A 17,609-nucleotide genomic window follows, 5' to 3' on the forward strand; every position below is an offset into this window, starting at 1 on the left:
AGTTCTGTCTAGGACCAACACATGAAGAAATGATTACAACCCTCGTTAAAAATGAAATCAACTCATATCGTCAGTTACCAGTCAATTTATATCAAATTCAAAGTAAATTCCGCGATGAACGTCGTCCTCGTTATGGCTTGATGCGTAGTCGCGAATTTATTATGAAAGATGCCTATTCTTTTGACGTAGATGAAGTAGGTTTAGAGGAATCTTACAAGTCTATGTACGATGCGTATACTCGCATTTTCAATCGTTGTGGACTTACATTCCGTCCAGTAGAGGCTGATAGTGGTGCCATCGGTGGTAGTGGTACACATGAATTCATGGCTATCGCCGAAGCAGGTGAAGCAGATATCGTATATTGTACAAAATGTGATTATGCTGCTAATATCGAAATCGGTAAGCCTGGTATCATGAAACAGGATGAAGAAGCTCTTCAAGAGTTATCCATTGTAGATACTCCTAATGCAAGTTCTATTGAAGCTGTTGCTGAAATGTTAAACTTACCACTACATAAAACTATTAAAGCAGTAGTGTTTTCTATTGATGGTAAAGTGGTATTAGCTATCGTTCGTGGCGATCATGAAGTAAATGAAGTTGCCGTACAACATGCCGTACTTGGTTCTGTAGAGCCTGAGATGGCTACACCAGAAGAATTGGAAAAAGTAGGTTTAACAGCTGGCTTTATTAGTCCTGTAGGTTTACAACAAACAGATGAATTTGCTATCGTTGTGGATGAATCTGTTATGGAAACTTACAATGTTTGTGGTGGCGCTAATAAAAAAGATGCTCACTACGTAAACATCAATCCTAAACGAGATTTTAATGTAGAAGACATTATTGTTGCTCCAATTCGTTTGATTACGAAGGATGATGTGTGTCCTAAATGTGGTGGTGCTTTAGAACATGCTAAAGGCATTGAAATCGGTCAAGTATTTAAATTGGGGACAAAATATTCTGAAGCATTACAAGCTACATTCTTAGATCAAAATGGTCGTCCTAATCCAATGATTATGGGTTGCTATGGTATCGGTGTATCTCGTACACTAGCTGCTGCTATTGAGCAATATCACGATGAAAACGGTATTATTTGGCCACGCTCTATCGCTCCATTTGAAGCCGTTATTGTGCCAATTAATGCAAAAGACGAAGCATTAATGTCTACTAGTCAAACTATTTATACTGCATTACAAGATGCTGGTGTTGATGTATTGTTAGATGATCGTAAAGATCGTGCAGGTGTTAAGTTTAAGGATGCTGATTTGATTGGCTATCCACTTCGCATTACAGTAAGTAAAAATACGCTTGAAAATAATGAAGTAGAAATTCAAATTCGTAAGTCTGGAGAAGCACTTCCTTGTGCTATTGATTCTGTAGCCACAAAAGTTACAGAGTTACTTCAAAACTTATAATAAAATTGCGATTCTAGTGAATGCTCATTAGGGTCGCAATTTTTCTTTATAAACTTGAATTAATGGACTAAATCAGTCATAATTAAATGATAGGATATTTATAATGGGAGGTAGTATATGCTTGTAGATTTTCATATGCATTCCGTCTTTTCAGATGGTGTTGAAACACCTAGGGATTTGTTACGCCACGCCTTAGACTGTAATGTATCTATAATGGCTTTAACTGATCACGATGAAATAGATGGTATTCAAGCATTGCGTGCTGCTCAAAAAGAATTAGATCCTAATGAATCTATTAAAATTGTAAATGGCTGCGAGTTTAGTGCTGATTATAAAGATAAGTCCATTCATATTTTAGGGTATTGTTTTGATGAAACTAATAAAGAATTAAATGATTTTATTACGTTTTTTAAAAGAAAGCGTGAAGAACGTATCGATGAAATCATTAGACGTTGTAATAATGAAGGCTATCACATTACAAAAGAAGAGCTCATCAAACAATTTCCTGATACAAAAGCCTATGGGCGCCCACATATCGGTAAACTTTTAATTGATGGTGGTTATGCTAAGGACGTCAATGATGTTTTTAAAGGCATTTTACGAAAAGGTAGTCCTTGCTATGTGCCTAAGGTAAAAGTAGAGGTTCAACATATTATCGATATCATTCATAAAGCGGGTGGACTTGCCGTTATGGCTCATCCTAAATTGATTACCAGTGATGAATATGTGTTGGAAATGTTAGAGTATGATTTTGATGGTATTGAGGTATATCATTCAAAACATAATGATGATGATGTAGAAAGATATAAAGCATTAGCTAAGGATCATAACCTCTTTATTACGGGTGGTTCTGATTATCATGGGATTCCAGAAAAGAAACCTGATAAGTTTGGTGATTACTTAGTATCCAGTGAGAATGTATCAGAATTTATTAGTTTGTTATAAATATGAGGTAGACTATGGAAGTCATTGCATTTGTAGGTAGTAGTGGCACAGGTAAGAGTCATCGTGCACTCGTAGTTGCTCATGAAAATAAAATTGAATGTATTATCGATGATGGTATTTTGATTCATGATAATAAAATCGTGGCTGGCTTTTCTGCAAAAAAAGAGTCTAGTCGATTAAAAGCTGTTCGACGCGCTATTTTCCAAGATGAAGTGCAAGTTAAGTCCGTACGTGAACAACTAGATAAGATTAAACCTAATAAACTTATGATTATCGGTACCTCTGATAATATGGTGAAGAAGATTACTAAAGCTTTAGGTTTGCAAAATCCTGATCGTTATATTCGCATTGAAGATGTTGCAACACCTAAGGAAATTGAAAAGGCACAACATGCACGTTTGAAAGAAGGCAAGCATATTATTCCTGTGCCAACAATGGAATTAAAGTCGCACTTTAGAGGTTATCTAATCGATCCAATTAAAACCATGTGGCGTCGCCGCACTTTGAAGAAACAAGACCAAGATACATTAGGTCAAATTGGTTCTGAAGGTTTTGAGCGTTCTGTTGTACGTCCTGCTTTCAGTTACTATGGTAGACTCACTTTTGATGATGAAGTAATCATTAAATTGATTCGAAATGGTCTTAAAAAAGTAGCTGGTGTTGATGAGTCCAGCGTTATTTCTTTTAAAAAGGGCTATAAAGGTCAAAATGGTCTTGTTGTTGATATGGCTGTAGTTATTGAACATGGTTATCCCGTAAAACCATTGATGCAGCAGGTGCAAAAATCCGTTCGCAATGAGATTGAATATATTACTGGTATGTCTATAGAACGCATGTCTATTAAAGTTAAAAATATTATTGAAACAAAACGTAAGATTGTTAAAGTGTAGGAGTTAGAATGAAGTCTTATTATATTTATACTTATGGTTGTCAAATGAATACTGCCGATTCTGAGCGCTTATCCCATCAGCTAGAGTCTGTTGGATATACGTCAACAGAGGATGTTGAAACTGCAGATTTAATTTTGTTAAATACTTGTGCAGTGCGCGAAAATGCAGAAACTAAAGTTTATGGCCGTATAGGTGAACTAAAAAGACTGAAACGTAATAATAAAAATTTGATTATTGCTGTCACAGGTTGTATGGCACAAAAAAATCAAGCTGAAATGTTTAAACGAGCTCCTCATATTGATATTGTGTTAGGTACGCATAATATTCAACATATTAATGAGATGATTGAAGAGGTACAACGCGGTCACACGCATCAAATCAACGTAGATATGGATAACTCTGTATTACCTGAATTAGAGGCAAAACCAAATGGCTCTTTTTATGCATGGGTACCTATTATGAATGGATGTAATAAATTTTGCACCTATTGTATTGTTCCCCATGTACGTGGTAGAGAAATTAGCCGTCCTGTAGAGGCCATTGTTAAAGAAGTTACAGAATTAGGTTCAAAAGGATTTAAAGAAATTACTTTATTGGGACAAAATGTTAATTCTTATGGTTTAGACTTTAAAGATGGTACAGATTTTGGTACATTAATTGATGCTCTCGATGGTATTCCAGGTATAGAACGTATTCGCTATATGACAAGTCACCCTCAAGATATGACTAAATCTATGATTGATGCACTTGGTCGATCATCTAATATCGTTACACATCTACATCTACCAATTCAATCTGGCTCTGACCGTATTCTTAAAAAGATGAACCGCCATTATACGGTGGAGCATTATAAAGAATTGCTTTCTTATTGCCGTGAAAGAATTAAAGATGTAGTAGTGACTACGGATATTATTGTAGGCTTTCCTGGAGAAACCGAAGATGATTTCCAAGCTACATTACAATTATTACAAGATGTGCGCTATGATATGGCGTATACTTTCATCTATTCCAAGCGTTCTGGTACTCCAGCAGCGTCTATGGATGATCAAATTCCTGAAGAGGTTAAGCGCGTTCGTTTGCAGACATTGATGGATGTACAAAATGAAATTTCTTATGAATTAAATAAACCTATGGAAGGACAAGTATTTGATATTATTGTAGAGGGACCAAGTCCTCGTGATGAAGATATGTGGTTTGGTCGTACGTCTGGTAATAAAATGGTTTTATTCCCAAAAGATGGTACGTTATCAATTGGTCAAACTGTACCAGCTCATATCGATAAAGCTCAAACATGGGTTTGTTATGGTAGTATTTTAAAATAATCGATTAGAATTAAAGAGAACTCGTCACTATTATGTTAACTCTAAGGTTAGATTTTTATCTAAAATTAGTGTGCCAAACATGTGGTGACGATGTTTTTTTATCATAGATGCTGATTAGAAATCATGTGTGTTATAATAGAATAATATAAAAGTTGTATATTGATGACTTTCATAGGTATGAACACCCTTTAGATATCGTATTTTGTACAAAGAAGGTGTAACTATGAAATTAGATTTAAACGCTGTAGGTGAAACGGCATTATTGACACTATATGCGAGAGCGAAAGATTACGAGTCTGAACAATCCGTATTGAAGGATAAAAAATCCTGGGAGATTATAAATCAGATAGAGTATGATTTTAATCAATTTAAAGATGTTAAGATGTCCTATTATGGTATTTTAGGGCGGGCTAAATTAATCGATGATGAGATAAGAAAGTTTATATTTCTATATCCAGATTGTATCGTCGTATCATTAGGTGCCGGTTTAGATACTATGTTTTATCGAGTCGACAACGGTTATATTGATTGGTATAATATCGATTTTGCCGGAGTGATTGAGGCACGTACACATTTTTTTGAGCCTCATGAACGAATACATAACTTAGTGAGTTCCATAACTGATGAATTGTGGACTAAAAATATTGAGATAAATGGCCGAAAACTATTGCTTGTTAGTGAAGGTGTAGTTATGTATCTTACACTGGATGAAATGAAGCAGTTCTTAGGTTTACTGACTGATTCTTTTGAAGAATTTACGTTATATCTTGATATGATTTCTCCTTACGTGGCAAAACGTAGTAAACAACATGATATGCTCAGTAAGATGGATGTTTCTTTTCAATGGGGAACTAAGGATGGTCATGAAATTGTAGACATGAATCCTAAACTTAAACAAACTGGACTGATAAATTTTACAGGAAGTATGTTATCCTTAGCGCCTATTATTTATAAATTGTTGTATCCGTTCATATATTTGTTCAATAATCGCATGGGTATATACGAATATAAACGGAATCTGTGATATGACTCATAATATATGAGGTGAAAATGAGTAAAAAGCAAACACCTATGATGGAACAGTATTTAGATATTAAATCTAGATACTCTGAAGAATTACTGTTCTTTCGCTTAGGTGACTTTTATGAATTATTTAATGATGATGCTTTAGTTGCATCTCGTGAACTTAATATTACCTTAACAGGTCGCCCTACAGGAGATGAGGAACGCACACCGATGTGTGGCGTTCCTTTTCATGCTGCTGAAAGCTACATTGAAACGCTCGTTAAAAAGGGATATAAGGTTGCTATTTGTGAGCAATTAGAGGATCCAAAAGCAGTAAAGGGTATCGTTAAGCGCGATGTTGTCAAAGTTATTACTCCAGGTACGGTGATGACAGAAAATGGGAATGATGCAAGGTCAAATAACTTTTTATCATTATTTTATATGGTAAAAGATGCATGGATTCTTGTGTTCTCTGATGTATCTACAGGGGAAGTTATTTGGCACCGCATTATTAACTGTGAAAAACGCAGTGATATGTACGATGCACTCAGCATGTATCGACCAAGTGAAATCATATTGCCAGAAGGAACGATATTACCGCAAGATATTCGAGACTTTATTGAAAATCAATTTAGTAATGTCGTATTTTCTCCTTTTTCTACATACTATACACAGCGTGAAGTAGCTGAAAAAGCAGTAACTCATTTTGATGATTTAGGCCTTATGGAAGAGGACGTATGGGAAGCTTTAGGTTATATGCTTCTATATTTAGAAGATATTATTAAATCTGAAATTTCTCATATCAATTATGTACATCAATTAAGTGTAGGTAATCGCCTTATTCTTGATACATCTTCTTTGCGTCACCTTGAAATTACTCACAATTTACGTGATGGTGGTCAAAAAGGTACTTTACTTGATGTGCTAGATCGTACGTTGACACCAATGGGGGCACGCCTTTTAAAACAATGGCTTGAAAGTCCGTTAACGGATGTAAATCAAATTCAACGTCGCCAAGCAGCCGTGGCAGAACTTATTACACGCGGTGCTGAACGCGCTCATATTCAAAGCTTTTTAGATTGTATTTACGATTTTGAACGCATCGTAGGTCGTATTGAAACCGGATCGGTGTCTCCAAGAGATTTAACAGCACTTCGTGAATCATTAGCAGTTTTACCGGATATTAAGAATGTATTAAGTACATGTTCAAGTCTTGCTTTAACGTCGATTAATGAACGCATTCAAGATCATAAAGATATTTATGAATTATTATGTCGTGCTATTGCTGAGCAACCAGCGTTAACATTAAAAGAAGGTCGAGTTATTAAAGATGGCTTTAATGCTGATTTAGATGAACTGCGTTCTTTAGCGACTAATAGTGAGCAATGGCTTGCTAAGATGGAATCGGATATTAAAGAAGCTACCGGGCTTTCAAAAATTAAGACTGGTTACAATAAAGTGTTTGGTTACTATTTTGAGGTATCACATAGTAAATCAGAACAAGTGCCAGACTATTTTATTCGAAAACAAACCTTGGCCAATGCTGAGCGTTATATTACGCCTGAGTTAAAAGAGTTTGAAATAAAAATTCTTAGTGCAAAAGATAAAATCATCGCTTTGGAGCACGAACTATATCAACAATTGCGTAATGATATTAAACTCGTTATCAAAGAGGTACAAGAAACGGCTCGTGCCCTTGCAGACCTTGATGTACTATGCTCATTAGCATTAGTTGGATACGAAGAAAACTATATTTGTCCAACTATTGTAATGAATGGTCAAATCAATATTCGCGATGGTCGTCATCCAGTTATTGAAAAGTTTTTAAAACGCGAGGTATTTGTACCAAATGATATCGTTTTAAATCATGATGATGAGGAATTTTTACTCATTACAGGCCCTAATATGGCAGGTAAATCTACTTACATGCGTCAAGTAGCTATCTTAATGGTTATGGCACAGATTGGATCGTTTATCCCGGCTCGTGAAGCATCTATTTCTCCAGTAGATCGTATCTTTACACGTGTCGGTGCTAGTGACGATATCTCTACTGGGCAAAGTACGTTCATGGTGGAAATGAAAGAGGTAGCTTATATTTTAGAAAATGCTACTCATAATAGCTTAATAATTCTCGATGAAATTGGTCGTGGTACGAGCACCTTTGATGGTTTAAGTATTGCACAAGCCGTGGTAGAGCATATTTGTAAGCATATTCATGGCAAGACATTGTTTGCCACACATTATCATGAGCTTATTTGCTTAGAGGAAAGTTATAGTAAATTAAAAAATTATACCGTTGCGGTTAAAGAAAAAGGGAAAGATGTTGCTTTCTTGCGCCGTATTATTAAAGGTGGTGCTGATCGCAGTTATGGTATTCATGTTGCTAGATTGGCAGGCTTACCTAATTCTGTATTAAAACGGGCCGAAGTAATTTTAGAATCTTTGGAAGACCAAAGTCATGATGCTAGTGATTTAAATAATCGTGTTATGGGTGGTCAATCTACTAATGTGGTTAAACCAACTGTTAAACAAGTTAGTGATTCTCCATTAGGCAATTTATTTACACATTCCGTAGTAGATAGCTTACTGAAAGTCGATGTAATGAGTATGACTCCAATTGAAGCATTAAATAAATTATATGAACTACAAGAGGAGGCTCGTAAAGGAGGCGGGAAATAATGGCAACCATTCATGTATTGGATGAAACGACAATCAATAAGATAGCTGCCGGTGAAGTCGTTGAACGTCCCGCATCAGTTATTAAAGAACTTATTGAAAATTCTATTGATGCGTCAGCTACCAATATAGAGATTGAAATCGGTGATGGTGGTGTAGCATACATGCGTATTACCGATAATGGCATCGGTATGACAGAAGAGGATGCTCGCTTGGCGATTCTACGTCATGCAACCTCTAAAATTCAACAAGTAGAGGACCTCTTTGATATTGCGTCCCTAGGCTTCCGTGGGGAGGCCTTGGCTAGTATTGCCTCTGTATCTCATTTTTCTTTGATCACTCGTAAAGCAGACTCTGAGTTGGGAACTCGTATTACTGTTGATGGAGGCACTTTTACCGATTGTATTCCTTATGGTGCGGCACCTGGTACGACTATCGAAATTCGAGATTTGTTTTATAATACGCCGGCTCGTCGTAAATTCTTAAAAACTGAGCGTACAGAAGCCTCTAAGATTCAAGATATTGTGGGGAAATTAGCACTAAGTAATCCACATATTTCTTTTAAGCTTATTGTCGATGATCGGGTGTCTATTATTACACCAGGAAATGGTAATATTAGTGATACTGTAGCTGCATTATACGGATATAAAACCAAGGATGATATTTTTACAGTTGCCTATGAAAGTGACTCTATTTATATCGATGGCGTAGTGAGTAAGCCGACACTTCTTAAAAGCACAAGGATATGGCAGACCATTATTGTCAATAATCGAGTGATTTCTGATAAAACTATAATGAAGGCTATCGATAATGCATACCATGCACTATTACCGAAAAATGGTCATCCTTTGGTGGTATTAAATATTACTGTGCCTGCGGGAATGGTTGATATAAACGTACATCCTCGCAAGAGTGAAGTTAAATTCTCAGATGATAAGATTATATTTAAAGCCGTTTATCACGGTATCTTAAATGCTCTAAATAATCCACTCCATGAGAGATACGAACGAGAGTCATCATCTTATATGAATGGTACAGTTGCTAATATATCTGATAATAATGGCAATACTACTGATAGTAGTAACAGTAGTATAAATAATAGTTTTAGTTCTGATAGTACATCCTTACATGGTAATAGTACTTATGATTCTTACAGAGCACCTTCTGCTGTACACGATGAGATGCAATCTGCAGAACATATAGCCACAGCTATAGATTATGATAAGGTCTTTGGTGGACGGCGTACAAAAGGCTATGAAGTTTTGCGCGATGAAACTTCACAGTTTGTGGAGAACCTCAAAACTAAGGGGTATACACCACCTGCACCAAAGACAACTTATGAACAATCCTCTTTTGTGGAGGATAGCTTTACTGCTGTTCCTACTGCATATACTAGTTATACAATAGAGGATGTTGAACGTTTTAAATCTTTATCTCATGATATTCGCGAACAAGATATAGAGGAACGAACGATTCAGAATTCGGGCTTCTTACCAATGGGTCAAGTTGCATCTTGTTATATATTAGCTAAAAAAGGTGATGATCTATATATCATAGATCAACATGCCGCACATGAGCGTGTGCGTTATGATAAGTTGTGTAAATCTTCTGAATCGATTCCTATGCAATCTATTTTGGTTCCTCAATATAATGAGGCCACAGATGATGAAATGAATTTAGTAGAGGAAGAACGAGAAACATTACTTGATCTTGGTTTCGATGTAGAGTTGGGTGGTCCTACTAAGATAAAATTAGTAGGAGCTCCTGTAGATTTGGTAGAGTCAAAAGCTTTTGAAATTCTCCAATATGTATTCTCTTACTTACATGATCATCAACAGCCTACTAAGGCTCAATTACGACATGAAATGTTGGCCTATGCGTCTTGTAGAGGGGCAATCAAGGCAGGTCATAATTTAAATATGTATCAAATGACTACTTTAATTGAGGACTTATTTAGTACCGAAAAACCATATGTATGTCCTCATGGTCGTCCTACGATAATCAAATTTACACCTGATGAATTAGGTAAATTATTCTTACGGTCTTAACATGAATATATTAACTACAGCCCAAAAATCTAATAAGGCCATTCAAGAGGAAGCCAAAGCATTGGCTTCCTCTATGCATATGACTTATATAAAAAGAGGAAAATTATCTATACCAGCATTATTTTACGCACATCTATGTGATTACATTGCGGTTCTTTCTGGTAATGGCCTAACCATTCATTTTCCCAATAATCAACAGCATAGCTTTCATTTATCCATGGCTCAATTGCGTATATTACGTTTACAGCGTGGAGAAGGGGATCATTTAGTTAATGCTCTTCAGACAATACTAAATACTAATGAAATAAGTGATAAAGAAGAATTTTCGTTTCTTGATTGTACAATTGGCCTTGGTAGTGACAGTATCGTTGTAAGCTATGCTTTTCCTCAGGCTCAAATAAAAGGCCTAGAAGGGTCTTTTCCTATATGGCTTGCCACATCTTATGGTTTAGCTCATTATTCGCATAATGTGAAAAGTGTGACGGACGCATTACGTCGTATTGAGGTAAGTCATGATATCTTTGAAAACTATCTACCTAATCTACCAGATGGTAGCATAGATATAATTTATTTTGACCCCATGTTCGAAGTACCTGTAGAGGATAGTCCTCAATTTAAACCACTCCGTGGACATACGGTGGAAAGTCATATTGATGATAAAATCATGGAGGAGGCTATGCGTGTTGCCTTGAGTGGTGTTATCATTAAAGAACGACCGTTTAGTTCGGTCTTTCAGAAGTATCCACCTCATCAATGGGTGGGCGGAAGATATAGCCGCATAGGCTATGGTGTTTATATGAAGGAGTTATTGTGAATCCTTTAATTACCATCGTTGGACCTACAGCGGTAGGCAAGACAGATCTTACCTTGGACTTAGCAGAACAGCTGCATGCTGAGGTTATTTCTGGTGATGCTTACCAAGTATATAAACAACTTAATATTGGTACCGCTAAACCATCGCTAGATGAACTTAATCGGGTGAAACATCATCTCATCGATATACTGGAACCAAATGATTCATATTCGGTATCTATTTTTCAAGATCAAGCTAAAGAAATAATTGCAAGATTAAAAGATAGAAATATTCTTCCTATTCTGTCTGGTGGTACAGGGCTTTATGTTCAATCATTATTGGAGAACTATAACTTTAATGATGTTAAGCCAGATGAAAGCTTACGAGCAGAACTAGATGAGCTATATAATACCAAAGGTATTGAAGGCTTACGAGAATATGCTTTCACATTAGGCAAAGAGCAAGATATTGAAATTCTATATACTGATAAACATCGTCTATATCGTGTCATTGAGATCTTGCATTATGGTGATGTAGATTCGTTACGAAATCAAACTAAAGCTGGTTTATCTTATAAAGGGCCTGTTATCGGTCTCATGAGAGACCGTGATAAACTATATGAGCGCATCAATTTACGCGTTGATATGATGTTTGATGCAGGCTTGGTTGAAGAAGTGGAACAACTCATAAAATCTGGTGTGAAGCCAGATTGCCAAGCGTTTAAGGGCATTGGCTATAAAGAAGTAGTAGACTATATAAATGGCAGTATAACATTAGATGAATGTAGAGATTTGATCAAGAAAAACACTCGTCATTTTGCGAAGCGCCAAATCACTTGGTATAAGCGCATGCCATATATTAAATGGATTCATATTGATAATAATACATCAAAAGATTTTATATTTAATAAAGCTATGGATTTAATTCGTAGAGAAGGAATAGCATGACATTAGAAGAAATACGCAGTAAAGCCCTCGAGATGGCTGAACCTGAATTTAAAAAGTTTGAACCTATTGCCTTGGCAAATACAAAAAAAGTTTTAGAAGCCTTTAAAGAGTGCCAAGTATCTGATTACCATTTTACCGGTACTACAGGCTATGGATATAATGATGTAGGCCGTGAGAAATTAGATGAAGTATTTGCCCATGTATTTAAAGGTGAAAAGGCCATTGTACGACCGCACTTTGTTTCTGGTACACATGCATTAGCAACGACGCTAATTTCTTTGATGGGAAATGGTTCTAAAGGTACTGAATTTATCTATGCTGTTGGGGCTCCTTACGATACGATGCAATCTGTTATCGGTGCATCTCGTGAAGTGCGTGGTTCTTTAGTAGAAAAAGGATTTACCTATACAGAGGTACCTTTGAAAGATAATAGCTATGATGTAGATGCCATTGCTAAAGCTGTTAATGGTAATACTAGAGTAGTGGTTATTCAACGTTCTCGCGGCTATAGCACACGTGAGCCATTATCTATCGCAGATATTAAGATTATTGTAGACGCTGTAAAAGCTAAAAATCTGAATACAATTTGTTTCGTAGATAATTGTTATGGAGAGTTTACAGAGCTTCAAGAACCTTTAGAGGCTGGTGCGGATATCATGGCAGGTTCGCTTATCAAAAATGCGGGAGGCGGTTTAGCGCCAACAGGTGGTTATATCGTAGGTCGTGAAGATCTTGTAGAAGATGTCGCTTATGAATTGACTGCACCAGGTCTTGGTGACCATATGGGATCTTATGCACCTGGTTACCGTTTGTTTTTTCAAGGCTTATTTATGGCACCTCACGTAGTATTACAGGCGCTTAAAGGCGCTGTGTATACTGCAGCTGTAGGCGAGTTATTAGGTTATGATGTATTCCCTAAGGTAAATGCAGATCGCTATGATTTGATTCAAGCTATCAATCTGAAAAATGGGGAAGAAATGGAGCAATTCTGCGTAGGCATGCAGGCTTACTCTCCTGTAGATGCTCATGTACATCCAATTCCTGGTGACATGCCGGGGTACAAAGATAAAATCATCATGGCTGGTGGTACCTTTGTACAAGGATCTTCTATTGAGTTGAGTGCCGATGGTCCTGTACGTCCTCCATATACGATTTTTATGCAAGGTGGTCTAGTATTTGAACATTCTATGCTTGGTATTTTAGGAGCCGCTGAAGAGCTATTAAAATATAGATAATATTTAGAATCTCTTTCTTTTAGAGAAGGGGGTTCTTTTTATTTCAAATCTTTTCAATGTACCTAGTTCTAGGCTATAATATAAGTTGCTATAATTTTATAGCAATACTACTCGGACTTTTACACCGAACTAGTGTTTTTACACGTCAGGCTTTCACCCTGATTAGTTTTATGATCAAGCGATCATTAAAAGGAGAAAGTATGGAAAAAGTTATCGCTGTAGCTATGAGTGGCGGCGTAGACAGTTCTTTAACTGCTGCAATGCTATTAAAACAGGGCTATAAAGTATTTGGTATTACCCTATGGTTATGGGTGAGTGGTACGCCGTATGATGAGGTGCCTCTTGCTGTAACAGATGCTAAGAAGATGTGTGATTTTCTTGGTATTGAGCATCATGTTATCGATGCTCGCGATGTATTCTACGAAAACGTAGTAGATTACTTCGTAAAAGAATATGCCTATGGTCGTACGCCAAATCCTTGTGTATTTTGTAACAAGAACATCAAGTTTGACTTGATGCTCAATCGTGCTCTTGAACTGGGTGCCACACATATGGTAACTGGTCATTATGCACAAGTAAATTACAATAAAGAAACAGGTTTATATGAACTACATAAAGGCATTGATCCAACAAAAGATCAAAGCTATGTTATGTATAATATGAACCAACGTATTTTAAGTCATCTTATCTTCCCTTTGGGAGGACAATGCAAGACTGAAACGCGCAAACTAGCTGCTGAATATGACTTACCAGTAGCTAAGAAGCCAGATAGTGTAGACATTTGTTTCTTACCACATGGAAACTATCAAAAGCTTGTGGTAGAGGAGATGAAAGGGAAACCTAAGTCAGGCAATATCGTTACCGAAGATGGTGAGATATTAGGTAAGCATAATGGCTTATTTAATTACACTATTGGTCAACGCAAGGGACTTGGTATTGCGTATAAACATCCATTATATGTTATTGGTTTTAATGGTGACCGCAACGAGGTCATCGTAGGTTCTAACGAACGACTCTTTACAAATCGTATGATTTGTAAGTTCTATAACTTCTTAGATGATACAATTCACAAAGAATTGAAGGCGGAAGGTAAGATTCGCTATGCAGCCAATCCTTCCCCTTGTACTGCACGTATTTTAGATGACGATACGATGGAGGTTATCTTTGAAGAACCACAACGGGCTATTACCCCTGGTCAGTCCGTAGCCTTTTATAATGGCACTCAATTATTAGGAGGTGCTGTTATCGATCGCGTATGTTAGAAAGGAGAATACAAGTTCCCTGAACTTGTTTACATAGTATGTCAACGAAAAAGATTCGAAACTTCTGTATTATAGCCCATATTGACCATGGTAAATCTACCATCGCCGATAGATTAATTGAATATACTGGCACATTACAAAAACGTGAAATGGAGGCTCAAGTTTTGGATTCCATGGATCTAGAACGTGAACGAGGTATTACTATTAAAGCGCAATCTGTTCGCATTTTGTATAAAGCACAAGACGGTGAAGAATATATCTTGAATCTCATCGATACTCCAGGCCATGTCGATTTTAGCTATGAAGTATCTCGTTCTCTTGCAGCTTGTGAAGGGGCATTACTTGTAGTCGATGCTGCACAAGGTGTGGAAGCACAAACGTTGGCAAACGTGTATCTCGCTTTAGAACATGATCTTGAAATCATTCCTGTAATTAACAAGATTGATTTGCCGTCTGCAGATCCTGATCGTGTTAAACAAGAAATCGAAGATATTATTGGTTTAGATGCATCTGATGCCGTATTATGCTCTGCTAAATCTGGTATCGGTATTCCTGATATTTTAGAAGCTATTGTAAATAAGGTTCCTGCGCCACCAGATAAATCCGATCAGCCTACGAGAGCTTTGATTTTTGATAGCCGCTTTGATTCGTATAAAGGTGCTATTGCGTATGTACGGGTAAAAGAAGGCACTATTAAGGCAAAAGATACAATTCGTATGATGCATGATAAAAAAGATTTTGATGTTACAGAACTTGGTATCTTTACTCCAAATCTCGTACCAGTACAAGAATTACCTTGTGGCTCGGTAGGTTGTATTGCAGCTAGTATCAAAAATGTAAAAGATTGCCACGTAGGTGATACTGTAACATTAGCTAATAATCCTGCACCAGAACCATTGCCTGGTTATCGTAAGGCTGTATCTATGGTGTACTGTGGCCTTTACCCAACAGAGTCTAAAGATTATGAAAACCTTCGGGATGCATTAGAAAAGTTACAGCTAAATGATGCTGCCTTAGAATATGAAGCAGAAACATCATTGGCTTTGGGCTTTGGTTTCCGTTGTGGGTTCCTCGGTCTTTTGCATATGGACGTAATTCAAGAACGGTTAGAACGTGAATATAACTTGACTCTTATTACGACGGCTCCATCTGTAAATTACAAAGTGTACAAAACAAATGGGGAAATGCTCGAAGTCGATAATCCTGCTAAATTGCCACCTCCAACAGAAATTGATTACATTGAAGAGCCTTATGTAAAGGCAACTACAATCGTACCTAAAGATTTTGTTGGTACTATCATGGAGTTATCTCAGGATAAACGCGGTGAATACCAATCTATGGAATACTTAGATGAAACACGCGTATCTGTTGTGTATCATTTACCATTGAGTGAAATCATTTATGATTACTTTGATAAATTAAAATCTGCTACAAAGGGTTATGCATCCCTTGACTATGAATTAATTGGTTATAAACAATCTCCAATGGTTAAGATGGATATTCTATTAAATGGTGATCCTGTAGATGCGTTGTCCATTATCGTACATAAGGATCGCGCCGCTACACGTGGTCGTGCATTGGCAGAAAAATTAAAAGAACTCATTCCTCGTCAAATGTTTGAAATTCCTATTCAAGCTGCGGTAGGCACAAAAATTGTGGCTCGTGAAACCGTAAAAGCATGGCGTAAAGACGTTTTGGCTAAATGTTACGGTGGCGATATCTCTCGTAAGCGTAAATTGCTAGAAAAACAAAAAGCTGGTAAGAAACGTATGAAATCTGTCGGTTCTGTAGAGATTCCACAAGAAGCATTCATGGCTATTCTCAAGGTTGAGGACTAATATAATGAAAACAGATTCTAATATTTTGAATCTGTCTACACTTGGGGATATGGGCTTGTATGTCCATATCCCTTTTTGTAAACAGAAATGTATGTACTGTGATTTTCCTGCTTATCAGAATTTACAAGATTATTACGAAACCTATATATATGCTTTAGTTCAAGAAATCGATTTATGGGTTTCTGAACATCCTGAGTCTAAAGAACGTCCTATAGATACGATTTATTTAGGTGGTGGTACGCCAACAGAATTGTCAATTCAACAGATTAAGATGATTTTAGATAAAATTAAAAGTACTTTTACCATTACTGATGATTGTCATATGACTATTGAGTCTAATCCTGGAGAGGTAGATTTACGGTATCTTACTAAATTAGTGCAATTAGGTTTTAATCGTATTAGTTTTGGCATTCAAACCTTTGATGATAAGGCGCTTGCTATGCTTCATCGCAGTCACAATGGGGAAAAAGCTAAGCAAGCTGTTTATGATGCTAAAGAGGCAGGCTTTGATGATATTAATATTGATTTGATTTATGGTCTACCAAGACAATCCTTAGACGATATTAAACGTAATTTAACAATCGTAGAAGAATTGCCAATTAATCATATCTCTACCTATGGACTACAAGTAGAGGTGGGTACCTATTTATATCATTTAGTTCAAAAAAATCTTATTTCCATTCCTAGTGAAAGCATCGATGAAGCTATGTATGATACAATACTGGAAGGATTAAAAGAACTTGGTTTCGAACGATATGAGATTTCAAATTTTTCGAAGGATAATTCTTATAGTCGCCATAATTTAAAATATTGGCACTATGTAGATTACTTAGGCTTTGGTGCGGGAGCACATTCTTTTTATAATGGTGTTCGCCGTAGTAATAACCGAAACGTAATGCCTTATATACAATCAGTTGATCGATATGTAATGCCTACTATCGATACGGAAATTATTTCTTTAAAGCGAGCTCAAGAGGACTTTTGTTTCTTAGCTTTGCGTACAAAGTTGGGGCTTAATGAATTAAATTTTGAGAAAAGATTTGATACATCGTTGTGTTCTCTATTTGGTAGTACTTTAGATGATTTGGTAACAAAAGGATTATTAGAGTATGAAGATGGTAGTTATCATTTAACCCCTGAAGGGGCGAAACATGGTAACTATGTATTTAGTCAATTTATAGGTGAGTAATTTCTCACAGTTTCTCAAAATCTAATATGTTAGTATAAATAGGATGA

The 17,609-nt window shown here is 36.5% G+C and carries 13 protein-coding genes; all 13 read left to right on the plus strand.

Features of this window, described 5'->3' with window-relative positions; genetic code table 11:
* The coding region (locus Q0507_RS04320) for a proline--tRNA ligase (RefSeq protein WP_298712934.1) at positions 1–1,412 on the plus strand (1,412 nt) is incomplete at its 5' end.
* A 117-nt stretch (positions 1,413–1,529) separates the two neighbouring features.
* Positions 1,530–2,357: a PHP domain-containing protein gene (locus Q0507_RS04325; RefSeq protein WP_298712937.1), complete on the plus strand. Its 828-nt coding sequence runs from the start codon at positions 1,530–1,532 to the stop codon at positions 2,355–2,357.
* A gap of 14 nt (positions 2,358–2,371) precedes the next feature.
* Entirely contained in the window at positions 2,372–3,247 is an 876-nt protein-coding gene (locus Q0507_RS04330; protein WP_298712940.1) for an Asp23/Gls24 family envelope stress response protein, read from the plus strand.
* 8 nt (positions 3,248–3,255) lie between these two features.
* Positions 3,256–4,569 (plus strand): tRNA (N6-isopentenyl adenosine(37)-C2)-methylthiotransferase MiaB, encoded by a 1,314-nt coding sequence (gene miaB / locus Q0507_RS04335; RefSeq protein WP_298712943.1) that lies wholly within the window; start codon positions 3,256–3,258, stop codon positions 4,567–4,569.
* 223 nt (positions 4,570–4,792) lie between these two features.
* Complete coding sequence (locus tag Q0507_RS04340; protein ID WP_298712946.1) at positions 4,793–5,593, plus strand: class I SAM-dependent methyltransferase; 801 nt, start codon at positions 4,793–4,795, stop codon at positions 5,591–5,593.
* Between the two features lie 26 nt (positions 5,594–5,619).
* A complete protein-coding gene (gene mutS / locus Q0507_RS04345) occupies positions 5,620–8,253 on the plus strand; it encodes a DNA mismatch repair protein MutS (RefSeq protein WP_298712949.1) in 2,634 nt (877 codons plus the stop codon).
* Positions 8,253–10,298, plus strand: coding sequence for a DNA mismatch repair endonuclease MutL (gene mutL, locus Q0507_RS04350; protein WP_298712951.1), 2,046 nt, complete (start codon positions 8,253–8,255; stop codon positions 10,296–10,298). Before mutS ends, mutL begins: the two co-directional genes overlap by 1 nt.
* Position 10,299: 1 nt before the next feature.
* On the plus strand, positions 10,300–11,112 hold the full coding sequence (locus Q0507_RS04355) for a class I SAM-dependent methyltransferase (RefSeq protein ID WP_298712956.1): 813 nt from the start codon (positions 10,300–10,302) through the stop codon (positions 11,110–11,112).
* Positions 11,109–12,038, plus strand: coding sequence for a tRNA (adenosine(37)-N6)-dimethylallyltransferase MiaA (gene miaA, locus Q0507_RS04360; RefSeq protein WP_298712958.1), 930 nt, complete (start codon positions 11,109–11,111; stop codon positions 12,036–12,038). The genes Q0507_RS04355 and miaA overlap by 4 nt, the downstream gene beginning before the upstream one ends.
* Positions 12,035–13,273 carry a methionine gamma-lyase family protein gene (locus Q0507_RS04365; protein WP_298712961.1) on the plus strand — a complete coding sequence of 413 codons (1,239 nt, stop codon included), beginning with the start codon at positions 12,035–12,037 and terminating at the stop codon, positions 13,271–13,273. The genes miaA and Q0507_RS04365 overlap by 4 nt, the downstream gene beginning before the upstream one ends.
* 200 nt (positions 13,274–13,473) lie before the next feature.
* Positions 13,474–14,535, plus strand: a complete 1,062-nt coding sequence (gene mnmA, locus Q0507_RS04370; RefSeq protein WP_298712965.1) for a tRNA 2-thiouridine(34) synthase MnmA — start codon at positions 13,474–13,476, stop codon at positions 14,533–14,535.
* A 38-nt stretch (positions 14,536–14,573) separates the two neighbouring features.
* Positions 14,574–16,373: a translation elongation factor 4 gene (gene lepA / locus Q0507_RS04375; RefSeq protein WP_101928256.1), complete on the plus strand. Its 1,800-nt coding sequence runs from the start codon at positions 14,574–14,576 to the stop codon at positions 16,371–16,373.
* 4 nt (positions 16,374–16,377) lie between these two features.
* Positions 16,378–17,562, plus strand: a complete 1,185-nt coding sequence (hemW, locus tag Q0507_RS04380) for a radical SAM family heme chaperone HemW (protein WP_298712972.1) — start codon at positions 16,378–16,380, stop codon at positions 17,560–17,562.
* The last annotated feature ends 47 nt before the right edge of the window (positions 17,563–17,609 follow it).

Origin of the sequence: uncultured Veillonella sp. (genome assembly GCF_938010505.1) — a bacterium.
Classification (GTDB): domain Bacteria; phylum Bacillota; class Negativicutes; order Veillonellales; family Veillonellaceae; genus Veillonella.